The organism is Actinoalloteichus hymeniacidonis (assembly GCF_014203365.1).
GTDB lineage: Bacteria > Actinomycetota > Actinomycetes > Mycobacteriales > Pseudonocardiaceae > Actinoalloteichus_A > Actinoalloteichus_A hymeniacidonis.
In genome coordinates, this window is sequence record NZ_JACHIS010000001.1 from 4626306 (window position 1) to 4646061 (window position 19756).

The 19756-nt window shown below is 67.6% G+C and carries 19 protein-coding genes; 12 read left to right on the forward strand and 7 right to left on the reverse strand.

What is annotated here, in order from left to right; genetic code table 11:
- Positions 1–181: 181 nt before the first annotated feature.
- Positions 182–1201, forward strand: a complete 1020-nt coding sequence (locus BKA25_RS19280) for a hypothetical protein (protein WP_084642703.1) — start codon at positions 182–184, stop codon at positions 1199–1201.
- A gap of 24 nt (positions 1202–1225) precedes the next feature.
- Here the strand turns inward: BKA25_RS19280 and BKA25_RS19285 are convergent, their stop codons facing one another.
- Positions 1226–2656: an aldehyde dehydrogenase family protein gene (locus BKA25_RS19285; protein ID WP_069847778.1), complete on the reverse strand. Its 1431-nt coding sequence runs from the start codon at positions 2654–2656 to the stop codon at positions 1226–1228.
- 110 nt (positions 2657–2766) lie between these two features.
- On the reverse strand, positions 2767–3396 hold the full coding sequence (locus BKA25_RS19290) for a mycothiol-dependent nitroreductase Rv2466c family protein (RefSeq protein ID WP_069847776.1): 630 nt from the start codon (positions 3394–3396) through the stop codon (positions 2767–2769).
- A 179-nt stretch (positions 3397–3575) separates the two neighbouring features.
- On the opposite strand from BKA25_RS19290, the gene pepN reads away from it, so the two are divergent.
- Positions 3576–6134, forward strand: a complete 2559-nt coding sequence (pepN, locus tag BKA25_RS19295) for an aminopeptidase N (protein ID WP_069853406.1) — start codon at positions 3576–3578, stop codon at positions 6132–6134.
- Positions 6135–6211: 77 nt separating this feature from the next.
- Here the strand turns inward: pepN and BKA25_RS19300 are convergent, their stop codons facing one another.
- Together BKA25_RS19300 and ctaJ are read right to left on the reverse strand one after the other, a co-directional pair.
- A complete protein-coding gene (locus tag BKA25_RS19300; protein ID WP_069853405.1) occupies positions 6212–6694 on the reverse strand; it encodes a DUF5130 family protein in 483 nt (160 codons plus the stop codon).
- Complete coding sequence (gene ctaJ / locus BKA25_RS19305) at positions 6681–6962, reverse strand: aa3-type cytochrome oxidase subunit CtaJ (RefSeq protein WP_069847774.1); 282 nt, start codon at positions 6960–6962, stop codon at positions 6681–6683. The genes BKA25_RS19300 and ctaJ overlap by 14 nt, the downstream gene beginning before the upstream one ends.
- Before the next feature lie 597 nt (positions 6963–7559).
- Here ctaJ and BKA25_RS19310 point away from each other — a divergent pair.
- The gene (locus BKA25_RS19310) at positions 7560–7946 is read left to right on the forward strand and encodes a hypothetical protein (protein WP_157420995.1); all 387 of its coding nucleotides are present in this window, start codon (positions 7560–7562) and stop codon (positions 7944–7946) included.
- A 138-nt stretch (positions 7947–8084) separates the two neighbouring features.
- Here BKA25_RS19310 and BKA25_RS19315 read toward each other — a convergent pair whose 3' ends face one another.
- Positions 8085–8759: an HNH endonuclease gene (locus tag BKA25_RS19315; RefSeq protein ID WP_375791861.1), complete on the reverse strand. Its 675-nt coding sequence runs from the start codon at positions 8757–8759 to the stop codon at positions 8085–8087.
- A gap of 188 nt (positions 8760–8947) precedes the next feature.
- Here BKA25_RS19315 and BKA25_RS19320 point away from each other — a divergent pair, with 188 nt between their 5' ends.
- The 9 genes from BKA25_RS19320 (at position 8948) to BKA25_RS19360 (ending at position 18570) form a co-directional block, all read left to right on the forward strand.
- The gene (locus BKA25_RS19320) at positions 8948–11065 is read left to right on the forward strand and encodes a prolyl oligopeptidase family serine peptidase (RefSeq protein ID WP_069847768.1); all 2118 of its coding nucleotides are present in this window, start codon (positions 8948–8950) and stop codon (positions 11063–11065) included.
- A gap of 31 nt (positions 11066–11096) precedes the next feature.
- Positions 11097–11702 (forward strand): DUF3558 domain-containing protein, encoded by a 606-nt coding sequence (locus BKA25_RS19325; protein WP_069847766.1) that lies wholly within the window; start codon positions 11097–11099, stop codon positions 11700–11702.
- Positions 11703–12087: 385 nt separating this feature from the next.
- A complete protein-coding gene (locus tag BKA25_RS19330) occupies positions 12088–12459 on the forward strand; it encodes a hypothetical protein (RefSeq protein WP_069847764.1) in 372 nt (123 codons plus the stop codon).
- Positions 12456–13091, forward strand: coding sequence for a DUF3558 domain-containing protein (locus BKA25_RS19335; protein WP_069847762.1), 636 nt, complete (start codon positions 12456–12458; stop codon positions 13089–13091). Before BKA25_RS19330 ends, BKA25_RS19335 begins: the two co-directional genes overlap by 4 nt.
- A gap of 1 nt (position 13092) precedes the next feature.
- The gene (locus BKA25_RS28460; protein ID WP_069847759.1) at positions 13093–14490 is read left to right on the forward strand and encodes a hypothetical protein; all 1398 of its coding nucleotides are present in this window, start codon (positions 13093–13095) and stop codon (positions 14488–14490) included.
- Positions 14491–14557: 67 nt separating this feature from the next.
- On the forward strand, positions 14558–15334 hold the full coding sequence (locus BKA25_RS19345; protein WP_069847757.1) for an ESX secretion-associated protein EspG: 777 nt from the start codon (positions 14558–14560) through the stop codon (positions 15332–15334).
- 92 nt (positions 15335–15426) lie between these two features.
- Positions 15427–16389 (forward strand): mechanosensitive ion channel family protein, encoded by a 963-nt coding sequence (locus BKA25_RS19350; protein WP_069847755.1) that lies wholly within the window; start codon positions 15427–15429, stop codon positions 16387–16389.
- Between the two features lie 57 nt (positions 16390–16446).
- Complete coding sequence (locus tag BKA25_RS19355; protein ID WP_069853404.1) at positions 16447–16830, forward strand: globin; 384 nt, start codon at positions 16447–16449, stop codon at positions 16828–16830.
- Positions 16831–16974: 144 nt separating this feature from the next.
- Positions 16975–18570, forward strand: coding sequence for a glycoside hydrolase family 13 protein (locus BKA25_RS19360; RefSeq protein WP_069847753.1), 1596 nt, complete (start codon positions 16975–16977; stop codon positions 18568–18570).
- Between the two features lie 93 nt (positions 18571–18663).
- Here the strand turns inward: BKA25_RS19360 and BKA25_RS19365 are convergent, their stop codons facing one another.
- Positions 18664–19317: a DUF8185 domain-containing protein gene (locus BKA25_RS19365; protein ID WP_069847750.1), complete on the reverse strand. Its 654-nt coding sequence runs from the start codon at positions 19315–19317 to the stop codon at positions 18664–18666.
- Entirely contained in the window at positions 19310–19726 is a 417-nt protein-coding gene (locus BKA25_RS19370; protein ID WP_236750559.1) for an acyl-CoA thioesterase, read from the reverse strand. The genes BKA25_RS19365 and BKA25_RS19370 overlap by 8 nt, the downstream gene beginning before the upstream one ends.
- Positions 19727–19756: the final 30 nt, after the last annotated feature.

A 19756-nucleotide genomic window follows, 5' to 3' on the forward strand; every position in this document is an offset into this window, starting at 1 on the left:
GGCTTTCCTCAGCGCTATCCCACTTACTGATCAACTTGACCAGTCAACGATATGCGCGTGCCCGGTGCGGATATCGTGAGCGGGCCTGCCAGCCGATGCGGCAGCGCCTCGACCCGTCCCGGCGGGTACCCGACGCCAGGGCAGGCCCCGCACTCAGTCCGCCTGCTGCGAGGAGGTCCCGATGCACGCAGACCGGCGACCACCACAGTCGGCGCCGCCGGAATCCGCACCGGTACCGGACCCGGCCCGAAAGACTCCCCTCGGCGGTCCGCAGGACGCCACCCGGCGCGACGAACTAGCCGAGGCATTGGCCAACGGACCGTTCAGCGACGCACTGCGGCTGGCCATCGAGGTGAACGGCCTCAGCCTGGACCGGCTGCAGCGACGGTTGGCCGACCGAGGTGTGCGCGTCAGCCTCACGACCCTGAGCTATTGGCGGCACGGGCGAAGCAGGCCGGAGCGCCCGGATTCACTGCGCGGTGTCGGCATCCTGGAAGAAGTGCTCGGCCTGCCGGAACGGTCTCTCATCGGTCTGCTCGGTCCGCGTAGGCCCCGTGGTCGGTGGGTCACTCGAGGCCACGGCACCGTGGACCTGGACCAGCTCTGGACCGAACCCGAGACGATTCGCCAGCTGCGCGCGCACATCGACCTGCCGCCGCCGAACCAGCTCAGCCCGGTGAGCGTCCAAGACGTCGTGTTGGTCGGTTCGCAACGCGACGAACGGGCCGTCCGCACTCGAATGGTGATGGAAGCCGCCGTGGGCGGGGTGTTCCGCAGTTTCCTGGTCTACCGCACCGAACCCGAACGCGCGGTGGCGATCACCGCGACCCGGCATTGCACGCTCGGCACGGTCATCCACGACCCGAGCGGATTCATGATCGCCGAGCTCGTGCTGGACCGAACGCTGGCCGAGGGCGAGACCACGATCTTCGAATACGAGGTCGTGGCGCAGCCCGGCGAACCGATCCTGTACCACGACCGACGTTTCGTGATGCCGACTCGGCAGTACGTCCTCCAGGTCGAGTTCCAGCCCGACATGCTGCCTGCGCGCTGTGTGCGTTACCACCGGCCCAACGCCGATTCCGAGCCACAGGGCGTGCACGAGGTCGCCATCGGCGCCTCGCACACCGCCCATGTGATCGAACTCGACATGGCTCCCGGCATCTACGGCATGCGCTGGGACTGGCCGGAACTCGGATGATCCGGCCGCCCGACCCGCGCCGCGTCAGCGCTGGATGGATTTGACCTCGAGGAACTCCTCCAGTCCGAACCGCCCGAGTTCGCGGCCGACTCCGGACCGGCGGTAGCCACCGAAGGGCGCCAGAGGATTGAAGGCGGCACCGTTGATGTCGACCTGCCCGGTGCGCAGCCTGCCCGCCACCGCCAACGCCCGGTCCGAGTCGGCGGAGAACACCGCGCCGGAAAGGCCGTAGTCGGTGGAATTGGCGATTCGCACCGCGTCGTCATCGTCCTGATAAGGCATGATCGACAGCACCGGGCCGAAGATCTCCTCCTTGGCGATGGTCATCTCGGGACGGACATCGGCGAAGACGGTCGCCTGCACGAAACTCCCCTCGCCCAGATCGCTCGGCGTCTCGACGCCACCGGCCACCAACCGCGCGCCCGCATCGATGCCCGATCGGATGTAGCCCAGCACGCGCTCGCGCTGTGCTTGCGAGGCCAACGGGCCCAGCTTGGTGGCCGGATCGGTCGGGTCCGCCGGGACATACCGGGCCGCAGCCGCCTGGACCAACTCGACCGCTTGGTCGTGCAACCGTTGGGGCACCAGCATCCTGGACCAGGCGGTGCAGGTCTGCCCGGCGTTGAGGAAGCAGTTCGCCACGCCGATCTTGACCGACTTGGTCAGGTCGGCATCGTCCAGGATGACGTTCGCCGACTTGCCGCCCAATTCCAACGAGACCTTCTTGATCGTCCCGGCGGCCAAGGCGGCGACTCGGCTGCCTGCCGCGACGGACCCGGTGAAGGACACCATGTCGACCAAGGGATGCGTGACCAGCGCCTCGCCGACCACCGGGCCGGTGCCGTGCACGATGTTGACCACTCCGGCAGGTACGCCGGCAGTCGCGACGATCTCGGCGAACAGCCCGGCGGAGACCGGAGCCAGCTCGCTGGGCTTGACCACCACGGTGCACCCCGCGGCCAAGGCAGGGGCGACCTTGGCGACCAGCTGGTGCAAGGGGTAATTCCACGGGGTGATGCAGCCGACGACCCCCACCGGCTCCCGCGTGATCAGCGAGTTCCCGATCTCTTCAGTGAACGAGTATCCGCCGTCGATCAGGTCGGCGATCGACGCAGAGGTGGCCGCGGGCAGGGCGGCCTGCACCTTGGTGGCGAAGGTGATCGGCGAACCCATCTCGGCGGTGATCACGCTCGCCAACTCGTCGGCCCGTGCCGCGATGCCCGAGGACAACCGCCGCACGATCGCCGCCCGCTGCGTGGCCGGGGTCGCGGCCCAGGCCGGCCAGGCGTCGGCGGCGGCCCGTACGGCCGCGTCCACCTGGGCTGCGGTACCCGCCGGGATCGTGGAGATCGACCGGCCGGTCGCCGGATTCACCACCTCGATCCACCCATCGCCGTCGGTAACCGTCTGGCCGCCGATCAGGTGGCCGGTGCTGGTAGCGACAGGAACCGTCATGGGTCCTCCAGGGATCGGTGTCGGTGTGCTCTCCCACTGGCGAGCCTGGCACAGGAGGTTCACCGACGGCACCCTCCCCGCCGATCGGGCGGCGGGGAGGACTTGGCCGATCAGGTGAAGTCCAGGTCCCCGGTGCGGGTCCTCTTCAGCTCGAAGAAGTACGGGTACTCGGCGAGCATCCGCGCGCCGTCGAAGATCCGGCCGGCCTCCTCGCCACGCGGGATCTTGGTGAGTACCGGCCCGAAGAAGGCGGTGCCGTCGATGTGGATGGTGGGCGTGCCGACGTCCATTCCCACCGGGTCCATGCCTGCGTGGTGACTTTCGCGGAGCCGGTCGTCGTACTCGGTCGAGTCGGCGGCTGCGGCGAGTTCGGCGGGCAGCTCGTTCTCGGCCAGCGCCTCGGCGATCACGGCCACGTAGTCGGTGCGCTTCTCGTTGTGGAGCCGGGTGCCCATCGAGGTGTACAGGCCTGCCAGCACCTCACTGCCGTGGTGCTGCTCGGCGGCGATGGCGACACGCACCGGTCCCCACGCCCGTGTCATGAGCGCTCGGTACTCGTCCGGAAGATCACGTCCTTCGTTGAGCACGGCCAGACTCATCACCTGGAACCGAACCTCGATGTCGCGAACCTTCTGGACTTCCAGGATCCAGCGCGAGCTGATCCAGGCGAAGGGGCAGGCGGGGTCGAAATAGAAGTCCACCTTGGTGACGGCACCGCTGGTGTTCGAGTCCTGCGTCATGCACGTTCTCCTCTTGGCATCCATCGGGTGATCGCCGGTCTGGCGTCGCATCCACGACAACCACGTTGCTTCTCGGAGGATTCCCGGTTCGGTGGACTGTTGTCGGTCGTCTGCCCCACCGGGGCACGACGTGATTGGATTCGGGCGACCTGACCAAGACTGTTGACCGAGGTGATCCGTTGCCCGCCCCGAACCTGACCCGCGAAGCCGCCCGCGAGCGGGCCGAATTGCTGAGCGTGACGTCCTACGCCATCGACCTGGACCTCACCGATGGCAAGGGCGGTCCCGGCGAGAAGACCTTCCGATCGATCACCACGGTGCGCTTCCGCTCCGCCCGGGTCGGCGCGCGCACGTGGATCGATCTGGTCGCCGAGCGGGTCGACCGGGCCGTGCTCAACGGCGTCGAACTCGACCTCTCGGGCTACCGCGAGGAGGACGGCATCGCGCTGCCCGACCTCGCGGCGGAGAACGAGCTGATCGTGCAGGCCGACTGCCGGTACATGAACACCGGCGAGGGACTGCATCGCTTCGTCGACCCGGTGGACGAGGGCGTGTACCTGTACACGCAGTTCGAGACCTCCGACGCCAAACTGATGTTCGCCTGCTTCGACCAGCCGGACCTGAAGTCCGTCTATCAGCTCACCGTGACGGCCCCGCCGAGCTGGAAGGTGATCTCCAACGACAGCATCGAGGCAACCACCTCGGTCGGTGACGCGGCCAAGCATGTCTTCGCCACCACCAAACCCATGTCCACCTACCTGGTGGCACTGGTTGCCGGGCCCTACGCGGAATGGCGTTCGGAGTACGAGGACGAGCACGGCGTCGTCCCGCTCGGCCTGTACTGCCGTTCCTCGCTGGCCGAGCACCTCGACGCCGAGCGCCTGTTCACCGAGACCCGTCAGGGTTTCGCGTTCTACAACAAGGCGTTCGGGGTGCCTTACCCGTTCGGGAAGTACGACCAGTGCTTCGTGCCCGAGTTCAACGCGGGCGCGATGGAGAACGCGGGCTGCGTGACCTTCCTGGAGGACTACGTCTTCCGGTCGCGGGTCACCCGGTACTCGTACGAACGCCGCTGCGAGACCGTGCTGCACGAGTTGGCCCACATGTGGTTCGGCGATCTCGTCACGATGCGCTGGTGGAACGACCTGTGGCTCAACGAGTCCTTCGCCACCTGGGCCAGCGTGCTCGCGCAGGCGGAGGCCACCGAGTACGAACACGCCTGGACGACCTTCGCCAACATCGAGAAGTCCTGGGCGTACCGACAGGACCAACTGCCCTCGACGCACCCCGTCGCCGCCGACATCCCCGATCTGCACGCGGTGGAGGTCAACTTCGACGGAATCACCTACGCCAAGGGCGCGAGCGTCCTCAAGCAACTCGTCGCCTACGTCGGCCTGGAGAACTTCCTGGCCGCGCTGCGTGTCTACTTCGACCGCCATGCCTGGGGCAACGCGACACTGGCCGACCTGCTGGCCGCGCTGGAGGAGGCATCCGGCCGGGACCTGTCCTGGTGGAGTGCCGAATGGCTGGAGACCACGGGTCTGAACTCGCTTCGACCACGGTTCGAGCTCGACGACGCGGGCCGGTTCACCCGCTTCGAGGTGTTGCAGGGCCCCGCACACCCTGGCGCGGGCGAGCGACGCACCCACCGACTCGCGGTGGGCGTCTACGACGACGACGAACGCGGCAAGCTCGTGCGGACCCACCGCGTCGAGGTCGACGTCTCCGGGGAGAGCACCGAGATTCCCGAGTTGGTCGGGGTGTCCCGAGGCAAGATCGTGTTGGTCAACGACGACGATCTCACCTACTGCGTCATGCGGCTGGATCCCGACTCGCTGGCGGCGCTGATCGACCGGATCGCCGACATCGACGAGTCGCTGCCCCGAACCCTCTGCTGGTCGGCGGCCTGGGAGATGGCTCGCGAAGCCGAGCTGAAGGCCAGGGACTTCGTCACCCTGGTGCTCAACGGGGTGCACGCCGAGGGCGAGGTGGGCGTGGCGCAACGCCTCCTCATGCAGGCGCAGACCGCGCTGTCCTCCTACGCGGCACCCGACTGGGCGCCGGAGGGTTGGCGACGACTCACCGGCAGGGTGCTGGAACTGGCCAGGGCCGCCGAACCGGGCTCCGACCACCAGCTCGCATTCGTCAACTCCCTGGCGGGTTCGGTGCTCACGGGCGAGCAGCTCGGGGTGTTGCGCGGTTGGCTGGACGGATCGGATCCGCTGCCCGGCCTGACCGTGGACACCGACCTGCGTTGGCGACTGCTGCATGCGCTGGTCGCACACGGAGCCGCCGATGTCGACGAGATCGACGCGGAGCTGCAGCGCGATCCCACGGCGACCGGCCGTAGGCATTCGGAGCGGGCCAGGGCACTGCGACCGACCGCGGAGGCCAAGAGCGAGGCCTGGCAGCGTGCCGTGCACGATGACGAGTTGCCCAACGCGATCAACGAGGCGATCATCCACGGGTTCTCGCATCCGGCGCAGAAGCAGCTGCTCGCAGGCTACGTGCAGCGGTACTTCGCCGAGATCGACGATGTGTGGCAGCGGCGCTCCATCGAACGCGCCCAGCCTGCCGTCGTCGGGCTCTTCCCGTCTTGGGCGGTCGACGCGAACACGGTCGCGGCCGCCGATGCGTGGTTGGAGAACGAGCACCCGACCGCGCTGCGGCGTCTGGTGTCGGAAGGCCGGGCGGGCATCGTCCGGGCCCTGGCCGCGCGGGGCTTCGACAACCACTGATCGAACCCGGCGGGGGTGCGGCTCGTGCCGCGCTCCCGCCGGTCTCGCCGTCGGGGCGAGACCGGGGGTAGCACTTGTTACGGTTCGTTTCCTGCTTGGTCGGAGAGCATCCGAAGGCCGCTGAGCAGCCCGCCCACCAGGTCGCCCTCCTTGAAGGACGCGACCATGCTCATCACGGCGAGTTTGCAGCTGCGGTTCGGCACCCGTCGGGCGGCCTCGCCCCCGGTGACCACCTCGACCACTCGGCCCGCCGGTGACACGGCGATCAGCAGCGCATCCCGCGCCGAGGCACCCATGGAGGCGTGCAGTTCCTCGGCCCGCGCTCGGCTGTCCTCGCCGAGGGCACCGAGATAGATGCTGAAGTCGAGGCCGGTGGAACGCCCCGCCAACGTCAACGCCTCATCGAGCCTGGCCAGCTGCGATGGCGTGAACGGCAAGGCGGGTTCCTGAGTCACAAGCCTGCGGGCGACCGACACGCGGCCGGTGTGGGTCACCACAGCGCCCAAGCCGTGCTCGGCGTTGTCGACCTCCACTCGGCGGGTCAGTTCACCAGTTCCCACGAGCACCTCCCCTGGCCGTCGACGCGATTCGGTCGTCGTCGCCCTCTACCTGGTCCCCGTGCTCCTCGGCGGTGGCGGCCCTGGCCCGCTGGGCATCGCTCAGCCCTGCGGGGTTCGCGGTCCACCACACCGGTTGGAAGTCCCACTCCTGGCCTGGGCGATAGCGCGCAGCCCGAGCGGTCTTCTGCCGCAGGGTCAGCATCGCCACCACGCCGCAGATGACCAGGGGGATCAGCACGAAGACGAGGATTGTCTCCACTACGGTCACGCCTCGTACGGTAGCCCACCAGCCGACCACCAGGGTGTCTGCGTGTCCAGGGCAACCGATGCCATCGGCTGCGCATCGCCGCCGAGATCGTCCCCCGGCGCGTAATCGACCACCGGCTCACCGATGAACGAACGGCGGCGGAGTCTGCGCGCCCGCCCACGGTCGGTCTCCGCAAGGACCGCACACAGCGGAACCAATCATCACGCTACGAATCTGATTCGATACCGACCGTTGCCTTCGGCTTATACCCTCACTACGTCGGGTAATTCTTGAAGTAGGGAGTTGGCAGCCGATAGATCACTCGGTCAGACCAACAAGCTCCCCCGTTCGGACCCGAGCCAGAAGGGGGTGAATGCCACTCGCATTGGCGGCTTGTCCTGCTCCGCTCAGCTCTCTACTTTCACCTGTACAGGCCTTGAACTACGGCGTAATCCGGGAATTCACTCCGATCAATGTCAAGGAGATGACGAGATGCTTACCAACTCTCTCATTTGGAGTAACTCCGCCACCCGATCCAGGGATAGCCGCGCTACCGACCGACACAGCAGCTGGGCAACTCTCCGTATTGAGGCTTCCCTTCTCACGTCCGGTGTCCGGGTGACGCGGCAAACACCCTCCGCAGGCGTCCGAGTGACCCGCGCCGAGTCCCCCACCGCCCCCACGGCAGGCGTGCGGGTCACCAGAGGACGCGACATCATCTCGACTCCGGCGACGACGACCTGCCTACCGTCGGCAGGCGTGCGGGTGACCAGACAGTCGCCCTCGGCAGGCGTTCGGGTCACCCGTCGGCAGCCGAGCGCGGGAGTGCGCGTCACCAGAGCGGGAGTGCGAGTGACCCGGGCCGGAGTCGGTGTTACCAGGGCGGGCGTCCGAGTCACACGGAATGCGCCGACCGCCGGGGTCCGCGTGACCCGGCGACAGGACGACCACGTCGATCGATCGACGTGCCGCGCAGGTGTCCGCGTCACTCCCGGCGGCCGCTGAGCAGCATCGCCGATCGCAGCCATACCGCCAGGAATCCCCGATTGAGAATTCCTCCGAACACCGATGACACCGACGGACCGTCTCGACCGGTGGCGGTCAGACGGCGCGCAGCCGATCAGGCGGGCGGGCTCGCAATGCTCACGCTGCGGGCTCGCCCAGGTAAGGCAACCACAGCGGATCGGTCTCGCCACCTGCCAACAACCGCCAATAGGGCCCAGCAGGCGCCCTCGGAGTCACCAGCAGACGCCACCCGAGTTCACGCAACAGCCGGTCGGCCTTGCGGTGATTGCATCGGGCGCAGGAGGCGACGCAGTTCTCCCAGGAATGGCTTCCGCCTCGGGAACGCGGGACCACGTGATCCACGGTCTCCGCGCGACCGGCGCAATACGCGCAGCGATACCGGTCCCGCAGCATCAACGCCGCCCTGGTCAGGGGCACCCGCCCGCGATAGGGCACCCGCACGAATCGGCTGAGACGGATCACCGAGGGCACTGCCTGCGCGGTGTCGACCGAGTGCACCGCCAAGCCCTGGGGGTCGTCGTGCACGACTTCGGCCTTGCCGCAGATCACCAACACGACGGCGCGACGCAACGGCAACGCCGCCAGCGGCTCGAAAGTGGCATTGAGCAGCAGGACCTGCCGCCGGGCCCAGGGCGACATCGGGGCAGGCTTCGGGACGGGCAGCCCCGGTGACGGAGTCGGCTGTGCTCTGACTATGCTCGGCGAACAGATCTTGGCGCCCGCCGTGCGCACGACAGCGTTCGGCGCCCACTCCGCAGGAGCGCCGACCGAAGTGGGTTGTCGATCTGGCACGCAACCACCTCCACTGGTACGGGAACCAGTCGACCACACTTCGTGCCGTCCTCGCACTCCTGAATCGCCAACCGGTCGGTGAACACCGCGTTTCCCGCCGCCCCGGCACGCCCGGTGCCTCCAGAGATCGCCGCGACGCGCGCCGGGTTGGTGGCCGCGAGAATGGGCCGTTCTCCTAGAGTGCGGCGATGGCCACCGACTCGCCGAGCTACCCCGATGCGATCCGCTGGGATCTCACCGACGACCTGCACGGGCAGATGATCGCCGATCCGTACCGCTGGTTGGAGAGCCCCGAGGACCCGGCGACGCTGCGTTGGCAGGAGCAACAGGACGACCTCGCCACCACCGCTCTCGGATCGCTGCCCGGCCGGGAACGGTTGACACGTCGGCTCACCGAGCTGGCCAGTGCGGGGTCGGTCTCGGTCCCCGTATGGCGCGCGGGGCGCGCGTTCTTCACCCGCAGGCGGCCCGGCGAGGACCATCCGGTCTTGTACGTGCGCGACACCGCCGAGGACGGCACCGTCACCGAACGCGTCCTACTCGACATGAGCAGCTGGGATTCCAGCGGTCGCACCACGCTGGACACCTGGTCGCCCAGTAGGGAGGGCGCACTGCTCGCATTCCAGGTGTCGGTGGGCGGCGACGAACACTCTCTGCTCCACGTTCTGGACGTCGACAGCGGCGAGATCGTCGAGGGTCCGATCGACCGATGCCGATACTCCCCGGTGTCCTGGCTGCCGGGCGGCCGCGAGTTCTTCTACGTGCGACGGCTGCCCGCCCAGGAGGTGCCGGAGGACGAGGCCCAGTTCCACCGCCGAGTCTGGCGGCACACGGTCGGCACCGACCCGACATCCGATGTCGAGATCCACGGCGCCGGGCTCGACCACACCAACTACTACGGGGTCCGGGTCTCGGCCGACGGGCGCTGGCTCATCGTCGACGCCCGACCGGGTACCGCGCCGAGGAACTCGACGTGGATCGCCGACCTCGCAGCGGGCGGTGAGCTCCGCCTGATCAGCGACGAGGCCGAGAACGCGATGGTCCACGCCTGGGTCGGGCGCGACGAGCGGCTCTACCTGCTGACCACCCGCGACGCGCCGCGCTGGCGGCTCTGCGTCACCGCACCGAGCACTCCGGAACCCGCCCACTGGCAGGAGCTGATCGCCGAGGACGACGACTCGGTCCTGTCGGACATCGGTTGGCTGCCGGGCACCGACGAGGTTCCGGCGCAGCTGATCGTGCTGCGATCTCGGCACGCGGTATCGGAGTTGTCGCTGCACGATCCGGCGAACGGTGCCAAGACCGGGTCCATCGACCTGCCCGGCCCCGGCACCGTCACCTCGCTGTCCACCGTGGACTCGCGCACCGACGTCGATGGCGATCGAGTCTGGTTCGGTTGGACGGATTTCCTGACTCCGCCCGGTGTGCGTGGCTACTCGGCCACCACCGGGCGGGAAAGCCTGGTGGAGGCCGCTCCCGGCTCGGTGGCACCGCCTGTGGTGCACAGCGAGCAACTCGTGTACACCTCCGCAGACTCCACCCCGGTGCGACTTTTCCTGATCCGTCCCGAGGCCGCTGCACAGTCACCCCGTCCGGCGATCCTCACCGGTTACGGCGGGTTCTCGGTCAGCAGGCGCCCGGCCTACAGCTCCGCCGCGCTCGCGTGGGTGGAGGCAGGCGGGATCTGGGCCACCGCCTCGCTGCGCGGCGGCGGCGAGGAGGGCGAGGCCTGGCACCGGGCCGGGATGCGGGAGAACAAGCAGAACGTCTTCGACGATTTCCACGCCGCGGCAGGCGAACTCATCGAGCGCGGATTGACCACTCCGGAGCAACTCGCGATCATGGGCGGCTCCAACGGCGGTCTGTTGGTCGGTGCGGCATTGACGCAGCGCCCGGAGCTCTACCGGGCCGTGGTGTGCTCGGCGCCCCTGCTGGACATGGTGCGATACGAGAGGTTCCTGCTCGGTCGAACCTGGAACGACGAGTACGGCAGCGCCGACGACCCCACCGAGCTCGGCTGGTTGCTGAGCTACTCGCCGTATCACCGCGTGATCGAGGACGTGGAATACCCGTCCGTGCTGTTCACCGTGTTCGAGTCCGACAGTCGGGTCGATCCCTGTCATGCCCGCAAGATGTGCGCAGCCCTGCAACACGCCACGCTGGGCACCATCGAGAAGCGGCCGATCATTCTCCGCAGGGAGACCGAGGTCGGCCACGGCTCTCGATCCGTCACCCAGGCAGTCGCCCTCTCGGTCGATCAACTCGCCTTCCTCGCCAACGAGACCGGACTGGATCTCGTCGGTTGATCGACCTATCGCCGAGTGGGAGCAACGACGTATGAACCGCATCCTGCGCACGACCCTCTGCACCACCGCGTTTGCAGCGCTGGCGTTGTCCGGGTGTTCCAACGACGTTGGGGGCGAGGTAACGACCGTCGATCAGGCGGTGGCCGATGCCGAGGCATCTTCGCCCTCCGATGAGGAACGCACCGTCGACGACCTCGACGTCGATGCGGCGGCGCAGAATCCCTGCGTGCTCCTGACAGACGAGCAACTCGCGGGCTTGCAGTTGGTCGAACCCGGTGAGCTTGATGAATCGGGCGGCGTCGGGCAGTGCAGCTGGTCCAACCGGGAGAGCACCTCGGTGAAGCGGCTCTTCGCTGGCCGCGATGATGTCGCCGGTGGTATCGCCGAACTCACCGCGAACTCCGCGAGTTTCCCTTTCTTCGAGGCCGGCATCGAGGTCGCAGGCAGGCCAAGCGTGCACTACGACACGATGGCGGAGCCGATCGGGCAGTGCTCGGTTCAGGTCGATCTCACCGCCGACAGCGCGCTCCTGATCACCGCATACCTGGCAGAAGAGGACCCGGCCTACCACGACCCGTGTACGAAGTCCGACGAGATCGCCAGCCTGATGATCGAGAACATTCATGCCGGTTTTTGAGACGGGGCGCCATCATGGAGGGAAAGGCGTTCCCTGCCCGTTGGTCGGGCAGTCGACCCGACGGTCGATCAGCCCGCATATCCAATCGACGAAACGGGATTGGATCCTGCTGATTGATCACATCGAGCCAGCCCGTTGCCGGTCGGTCCGGTGACCGGTCGCACCGCCGGAACCCGCAGGCCACGGTAGGCGCCCAGGTTTCGGTATTGCCATGTTGTCCGTACACCAGATGGATTAATCTTGAGTGGAGGCTCGAACTAGCCCACGCGCCGGGAGCTTCGGCGACGCAGGGTGGTCGGGCGACCACTGGGGAACCGTTGATCTTTTTGCGGCGTCTCAGTAGGGACGATCACGTCGATGACCTGGAGACCTGGAGAGAAGCACGATGGAAGACCGCGGATATCCCACCGATCCTGGACCCGGCCCCGCCGTCAGTGGTGGGTCGTTCGAGGTCGACCCGGAGAACATCCAGAAGCTGATCGACGGGCTCAATGAGGCGATCGATGAGCTCAACGACATCAGTCGTGACGCAACGTCCCGTCTCGGCCAACTGCAGCCACCAGGTGCAGACGACTACAGCACCGGCGCTGTGCGGTTGATCACCGACCGAGTCTTGGAAGATGACGGCGCGCATGGTGCGGCGAACAAGGCCTTCCGCGAGGCGCTGGAGGCCACCGTCGACAACCTCACCACCACGCTGAACGAGTACCGACGCATCGAAGAAGAGAACTCGCAGATCGGAAACATCGACGTATGAACCGCACCCTGCGCAGCACTCTCTGCGCCACGGCACTTGCAGCACTCGCATTGGCCGGGTGTTCCAACGAGACTGGCGGCGAAGCCACACCCTCCGGCCCGACCACAGACGCTCCCGGCGAGACCTCGGCCGCAACCGACACCGAGACGTCTGGTGCAGAAGGAGACCGCGCCGTCGAAGACCTCGATATCGGTGGCGGGGCCGAGGACCCATGTTCGCTACTGACCACAGATCAGGTCACCGGATATGGATTCGCAGAGGCTGGCGAAGTTCGCGAGTCCGGAGTGAGCACACCGGAATGCAAATGGAGCAACCGGGAAGGCACTTCGCTTACGGACGTCTACGTCCATCACGACAACACACCTGGCGGGCTCACCGGTTTGATCTCGCGAGAAGCGAACTTCCCGTTCTTCGAGAGCGGAGTCGAGGTCGTGGGCCGACCTGCTGTGCATACCGACATCACAGCCGCCCCCGAAGGGCAATGTTCGACCTACGTCGACCTCACTGCTGACAGCACGCTGTCCATCTACGTCTACATCTCCGAAGACGACGCCGCTGCCTACAGCGACCCGTGTGCCAAGGCCGACGAGGTGGCCGCGCAGGTGATCGAGAACATTCAAGGGGGGATCTGAGATGACTAGCGGTCCCATCGTCCCGCAGTGCCGTGCGGTCGACGGCGATGAGATCTACGCCTGGTTCCACACCAACGCCACCGGTCCGGAAAGCACCACGGACACGAACTACGAGGCGTGGCACGAGGTCGGGCTGAAGTATCGCGGTGTGCAGGAGATCATCGACCGGGCCGTGGAGAACGCCCAGGTCGGCTGGTCCGGTGCTGCGGCAGACAGTGCAGGCAACACGATCCGGCCGTTCAGCGAGTACGCGGTCAACGCCGAGGAGACCTGCACCGACATCTCCTACAAGGTCGCCTCGCAGAGTGGCGCGTTCCGCTCGGCGGCGGGTGACATCGCCAAGCCGCCGGAGGTCCCGGAGGAGCCCTGGTACGGCTGGGTGCCCTGGGAGATCGACTACGACCGCAAGAGCCAGGAAAACCAGGAACAGAACGCCGCGAACATCGCCGCGTACAACGCCTACGGCGTGGACACCTCGGAGAACGTCAACAACCTGCCTGCCTTCGAGCAGCCTGCCGCGGTGCAGATCTCGATGAAGGGCGCCGACACTCTCGGAGTCAATCCGGACGGTAACGGTGGCGGCGGCGGTCTCCCCGGTACCGGCGGTGGCAGTCCCGGTGGCGGCGGCGGAGCCGGTGGTGGCGCAGGCGGCGGCGCCTGGACCCCGCCCGGTGCGGGCGGCGGTGGCAGCGGCGGCGGCGGTGGTGGCGGTGGTGGCGGGTACATCCCGCCCGGTGGCGGTCTTCCCCCGGGAACCACGCCGCCCCCGCCCCCCAGCATCACGCCGGATGGCCACATTCCCAACACGCCGTCGCCCAACATGCCCGGCGGCCCCGGTCCCGGCGGACCGCAGATTCCCGGCGGGCCTCATGGTCCGAATGGTCCCGGTGGTGGTCCTGGCGGCTTCTACCCCGGCGGGCCGAACGGGCCCAATGGTCCCGGCGGACCGGGCGGCGGCCGGGCCGGTGGTCCCGGTGGCGGCATGGGCGGCCGGATGCCCGGCGGTCCCGGCGGCATGGGCGGCGGTCGGATGCCCGGTGGCTTCGGTCCCGGCGGCGGCTTCGGCGGTGCGGGCGGCGGCGGTGGCGGCTTCGGCCCGGCCGGCGGTTCCGGCGGCGGCATGGGTGGTGCCCGGATGCCCGGGGGCTTCGGTCCCGGCGGCGGCGGGTTCGGCCCCGGTGGCGGCGGTGGCTTCGGCCCCGGTGGTGCCGGCGGTGCCGGTGCCGCAGGCGGTGGCATGGCCGGTGGCGGCGGCGGCCGGGGCGGCAACTCCCAGGGCGAGGACGACAAGGAACACAAGCGCGCCGACTACCTGGTCGAGACCGAGGACGTGTTCGGTGACGGCCAGCGGGTAGCCCCCGCCGTCCTCGGCGAGACGGGCCCGACGAACTACCGCTGATACGAACAACCCACGCACCGGACAGGTGGTTCACCTGTCCGGTGCGTGATCGCGATCGGGAGCAAGGATGTTGCGGAGCAAGATCACCATCTCCAACGTGGCCTACGACGTCTTGTGGGAGCAGGAGAAGCTCGAAGACAAACATCTCGCGCTGCGCACGAAGTCCCCGGGAAGAACCTTCGATGAACGCCGTGAGCTGGTGGACCAGGCATGGCAGGAGCTCGGCAGGTTGGGGTTGGCCAGGGGCCGTGAGGCGCATCCCGATCTTGTCGACGCCCTACACCTGATCAAGCGGGCCGCTATCGAGTTCTACGGCTGGTTCAGCAGCGGGAAGAAGGACACTCGATCCGCGTTGGCCGTGGCACACGGCGAACAGGCCCTGCTCGCCGAGCTCGTCGACGACGAGTTGAGCTTCGCGCCACTGCGCTCCACCGGTCTGATCGACGGTCTGGTCTCCGCGCTGCCGCCCAATCCCGGCGGTCGAGGACGCTCCTTCAATTTCCCCAAGGCGGCGTTCTCCGGTGGGGACAAGCCCTCAGCGCAGAACGACCTGGGTTTCGAAGGGTCCTCCGGCGGTAACGGCGGCACCGACATCAAGGCGTTGAAACAGCTGCTCGGGCAGCCACGTTCATCAGCGGGGCAGCTCTACGTCGCGCGCCGCGACCGCTTCGGGAAGCGGCATCGCGTCGAGAACGCGCTCAGCTTCTTCGACCCGCCGCCCGGCCGGTACCTCGCGCAGGAGACCCCTGGTCCCGACGGCACCACCTGGATGGTCGTCGCGCCCGCGAACGCCAGGGCCCTGTCGGCACGGCTGTCCGAGATGGTGGGGACGCTTCCCAGCTGATCTCGCGGAGTTTTTGGCTTGATCGCGCCGGCCGCATACCGTTGATCACGAATCCGTGACGGCACGCTCGAGCACGATTACCATGACGCTCTGTGTTCATCCCCACGACGGCACCCGCCTGCGCACAAGAGCAGGACTCCTGGTGTGACCGGGTCTACCAACTCACCGACAACGCTGTCCTCGCGCAGATCTCCCCTGGCCTGATCACCGCGATCCAGATCGTCCTGATCTTCCTCGCTGCGTCCATCATCCGCTTCGTGCTGCACCGCCTCATCGGCCGGGCGACACAGATGGACGGAAGCCAGAAGGTGCCTGCTCTGCTGCGTCCCCTCCGGGATCGCGCACCGGACGCCCTGGGGCCGCTACTGTCCGAGCGACGCATCCAGCGGGCCAGAACGATCGGCTCCGTCCTGAAATCGATCACCTCGTTCCTGGTGTTCGGATTCGCCCTGATCTTCTCGCTCGATCAACTCGGCATCGAGATGGCACCGATCATCGCCTCCGCCGGGGTCCTGGGTGTTGCTCTCGGTTTCGGTGCGCAGAACCTGGTTCGGGACTTCCTGTCCGGGATGTTCATGATGATGGAGGACCAGTACGGGGTCGGCGACATCGTCGACCTCGGCGACGCGACGGGCACGGTCGAGGCGGTCGGACTCCGCGTCACCACAATCCGCGATCTGGGCGGCACCGTCTGGTATGTCCGCAACGGCGAGGTCCTGCGGGTCGGCAACTTCAGTCAGGGGCACGCCGTCGCGGTGATCGATCTCCCGCTGGCCCACACCTCCGACGTCGACGCGGCGCTCCAGCTGGCCCTGGCCACCGCTGCCGAGGCTGCGGCGCAGGCACCGCTGGCCGAGAACGTTCTGGAGGCCCCCGAGATGTTGGGTGTCGACCAGATCACCTCGGACACCATCACCATCAGACTGACGGTCAAGGTGCGGCCCGGAAAGCAGTGGGCGGTGCAGCGTGCCCTGCGGGCTCGGATCAAGATCGCATTCGATCAAGCGGAGATCAGCGCCCCCTATCCCAGCGGCCGACACTTCTACCAGGGATGACTCCTTGGTTACCACCCTGGCGGGAAGGGCGTTGCGGGCGTGAGCGAGTATGGACGTGTGGGCGCATCGGAGAACTTCTACGAGGCAGTCGGAGGCGAGCAGACCTTCCGGAGGATCGTCGCCCGGTTCTACTCCGAGGTGGCTCGGGACGAATTGCTGCGCCCCATGTACCCGGAAGAGGACCTGGGGCCCGCCGAAGACCGGCTTCGCATGTTCTTGGAACAGTACTGGGGCGGTCCGCACACGTACTCCGACCAGCGCGGTCACCCCCGGCTGCGCATGCGCCACGTCGGCTTCACCATCGGTGAGGCCGAACGCGTCGCGTGGCTGCGCTGCATGCGCGTGGCGGTCGATGAGGCGGACCTCGATCCCGCCCATCGCGACCGACTGTGGTCCTACCTGGAGATGGCCGCTCAGACGCTGGTCAACTCCTGGCACTGACCACAGGCGGGCGAGAAGCCGGACCCCGAGCACGAACGACCCCCGATCGGGGCGATTCGTGATCCACTTCTCTGCCCAAGGCCGCCATGCCCGATCACCCGTTTGAGGCAACTTCCCCCGAAACAGATGGCAGGATGGCTCCCTGTGCGACGATCTGCCGACCTTCAAACCGAGACTGCGGAGAACTCCGCGTGGTGGCGAAACGCAGTCTTCTACCAGGTCTACGTACGCTCCTTCGCCGACTCCGACGGTGACGGAGTCGGCGACATCAACGGCATCCGGGCGAGACTCGGATACCTGGAACTCCTCGGCGTCGATGCCCTGTGGCTGACGCCGTTCTACCGCTCTCCGATGGCCGACCACGGTTACGACGTGGCTGACCCCAGAGATGTCGACCCCCGATTCGGCGATCTGGCGGCCTTCGATCAGCTGGTGAGCGAGGCTCACGCCTGCGGCATCCGGGTCACGATCGACCTGGTACCCAACCACAGCAGTGATCAGCATCCCTGGTTCCAGCAGGCGTTGCGGGCGGGCCCAGGCAGTCCGGAGCGGGATCGCTACGTCTTCCGTTCCGGCCGTGGCCCGGATGGCTCCCAGCCGCCCAACAACTGGACCAGCATCTTCGGTGGCCCGGCCTGGACCAGGCTGCCGGACGGGCAGTGGTACCTGCACCTGTTCGCCCCGCAGCAACCCGATCTGAACTGGGCCAATACCGAGGTCTGGAACGACCTCGAGCAGACCCTTCGGTTCTGGCTCGATCGGGGCGTCGACGGCTTCCGCATCGACGTGGCGCACGGCATGGCCAAGCCGGACGGGCTGCCGGACATGGACCCCCGCGCAGACCAGGGTTCGGCGGTACTGCACGACAACCGGCTCGATCCCCGGTTCGACAACGATGGCGTCCACGACATCCATCGCATGGTCCGCAAGGTTCTCGACCAGTACCCGGGCCGCGTCGCCATCGGCGAGATCTGGGTCAAGGAATCCGAGCGATTCGCTCGCTATCTTCGGCCCGACGAGCTGCACCTGGGGTTCAATTTCAGGCTCGTCGAGGCACGGTTCAACGCGGAATTGATCCGCGAGGCCATCGATCACTCGATGTCGGCCCTGTCGGCCACCGATGCCCCACCGACCTGGACGCTGTCCAACCACGACGTGGTCCGTCACGTGTCCCGCTACGGTGGCGGCGCCATCGGGGTGCAGCGGGCCAGGGCGATGACACTGGTCGAGCTGGCTCTGCCGGGAGTCACGTTCCTCTACAACGGCGAGGAACTCGGGCTGCCCAACGTCGAGCTGCCGGACTGGGCGTTGCAGGATCCGATCTGGGAGCGTTCCCGGCACACCGAACGCGGCCGGGACGGCTGTCGGATTCCGATGCCGTGGGAGGGCGAGACACCGCCCTTCGGTTTCTCCACCCGGGCCGAGACCTGGCTGCCGATCCCACCGGAATGGGCGGGATTGTCAGCCGAACATCAACTCGAGGATCCGGACTCGATGCTGTCGCTGTACCGGCAGGCCTTGGAGTTGCGCAAGACCACCTCGGCATTCGAGGGCACCGAGGTCGAGTGGTACGGGGCTCCGGAGGGCTGCTTCGCGTTCCGACGCAAGGGCGGCGGGCTCATCTGCGCGCTGAACACCTCGTCGGTTCCCGTTCCCCTGCCGCCTGGGGAGATCCTGTTGTCCAGTGGGCCGCTGGGTGATGGCGAATTGCCGCCGGACACGGCGGCCTGGCTGCGCTGACGGCCTAGGCTCATCGACACAGACGCCGGATGCGATCGATTCGCATCCGGCGTCTTGGGTATATCGAACGGGTGCTGTCGACCCGCGTCGTCCTCAGATCAGCAACGGCAGCATGGCGTGCCTGCGGCGCACCACCGAACCGAATCTGGCATCCAGGCGAAGCCACGAATCGGTGGCGACGACACGCACCTGGTCATCGGCCGTATCGCCTCCCACGAAGCCCATCCCGGAGAGGGCGAACAGGCAACGCAACGGGATCTTGACGTCGAGTCCGGACCCGCTGACGGTCAGCACCGTCTGATCCAGCAGCGACGCGGGCGGCGTGCCATGCGGCCCGGAGTTCTCCCTGGCCACCGATACTCCCCGGTCGGCGAGTTCGGCGATCGTGTCCGCAGGCACGTCGTCCACCCGCTGCCACCCGTTGACCGGCGGCAATGCCGATCGCCACATGAGGTCCTGCGGCAACCCGGGGTCCAACCGGTCGCCGCGCACCATGGTGAGCGTGGTCAGCAGGTCGTTGGCCCAGACCGTGGTGTCGTCCGGCGCGAGCACTCCCTCGACCGAGCGAGTGACCAGCGCGTCGAACGGCGTGGACACCCAGGCATCCAGCATCGGCGGCGCATCGGCCTCGATTCCGGGGCGATTACGCAACCGCACCACCGCCTGTTGGTCGAGACGCACCGCGCGCGCCACGAACGCGCCGAGGTCGTCTCGCGCGGCAGCGTCGCCGAGTCGAAGCTCAGCCATGGGAATTCACCGCCTGGGGTCGTGGAACGGGAACCTTCGCTCGCCAGCCTGCCAGGAAGTCACGCTCGGTATCGGTGAGCCTGCGTGGCCTGCCCACGGCGAGGTCATAGGGCACCATCACCGTCTCGGCCGTCGCCGCAACCGGATCGTCGGCCGACCGTCCGCTGCGCAGCACGTAGACCAGGGTGAACGACGCGGCCCGCAGCTCGTTGACGGCGATCTCGACGCGCAGCGCGCCACCGTCGACCACCAACGGCTTGAGGTAGTCGACGGTGAGCCGGGCGACGACGGCACCGTCGGCCATCCCGACCTCACCGCGTCGACCGCCCTCGACGAACAACAGCGCGACCCGCGCCTCCTCCAGCAATGTGACCGTGTTCGCGTGGTTGACATGACCGAACGCATCCATGTCGGACCACCTCGGCGTCACATCAGTGAC

Bases quoted from the DNA above. Each gene is read 5' to 3' on its own strand.
- BKA25_RS19345 (WP_069847757.1), top strand. From the start codon at position 14,558: ATGTTGCGGAGCAAGATCACCATCTCCAACGTGGCCTACGACGTCTTG.
- BKA25_RS19330 (WP_069847764.1), top strand. From the start codon at position 12,088: ATGGAAGACCGCGGATATCCCACCGATCCTGGACCCGGCCCCGCCGTC.
- BKA25_RS19280 (WP_084642703.1), top strand. From the start codon at position 182: ATGCACGCAGACCGGCGACCACCACAGTCGGCGCCGCCGGAATCCGCA.
- BKA25_RS19365 (WP_069847750.1), bottom strand. From the start codon at position 19,317: ATGGCTGAGCTTCGACTCGGCGACGCTGCCGCGCGAGACGACCTCGGC.
- BKA25_RS19335 (WP_069847762.1), top strand. From the start codon at position 12,456: ATGAACCGCACCCTGCGCAGCACTCTCTGCGCCACGGCACTTGCAGCA.
- BKA25_RS19325 (WP_069847766.1), top strand. From the start codon at position 11,097: ATGAACCGCATCCTGCGCACGACCCTCTGCACCACCGCGTTTGCAGCG.
- BKA25_RS19320 (WP_069847768.1), top strand. From the start codon at position 8,948: ATGGCCACCGACTCGCCGAGCTACCCCGATGCGATCCGCTGGGATCTC.
- BKA25_RS19370 (WP_236750559.1), bottom strand. From the start codon at position 19,726: ATGGATGCGTTCGGTCATGTCAACCACGCGAACACGGTCACATTGCTG.
- BKA25_RS19290 (WP_069847776.1), bottom strand. From the start codon at position 3,396: ATGACGCAGGACTCGAACACCAGCGGTGCCGTCACCAAGGTGGACTTC.
- BKA25_RS19285 (WP_069847778.1), bottom strand. From the start codon at position 2,656: ATGACGGTTCCTGTCGCTACCAGCACCGGCCACCTGATCGGCGGCCAG.
- BKA25_RS28460 (WP_069847759.1), top strand. From the start codon at position 13,093: ATGACTAGCGGTCCCATCGTCCCGCAGTGCCGTGCGGTCGACGGCGAT.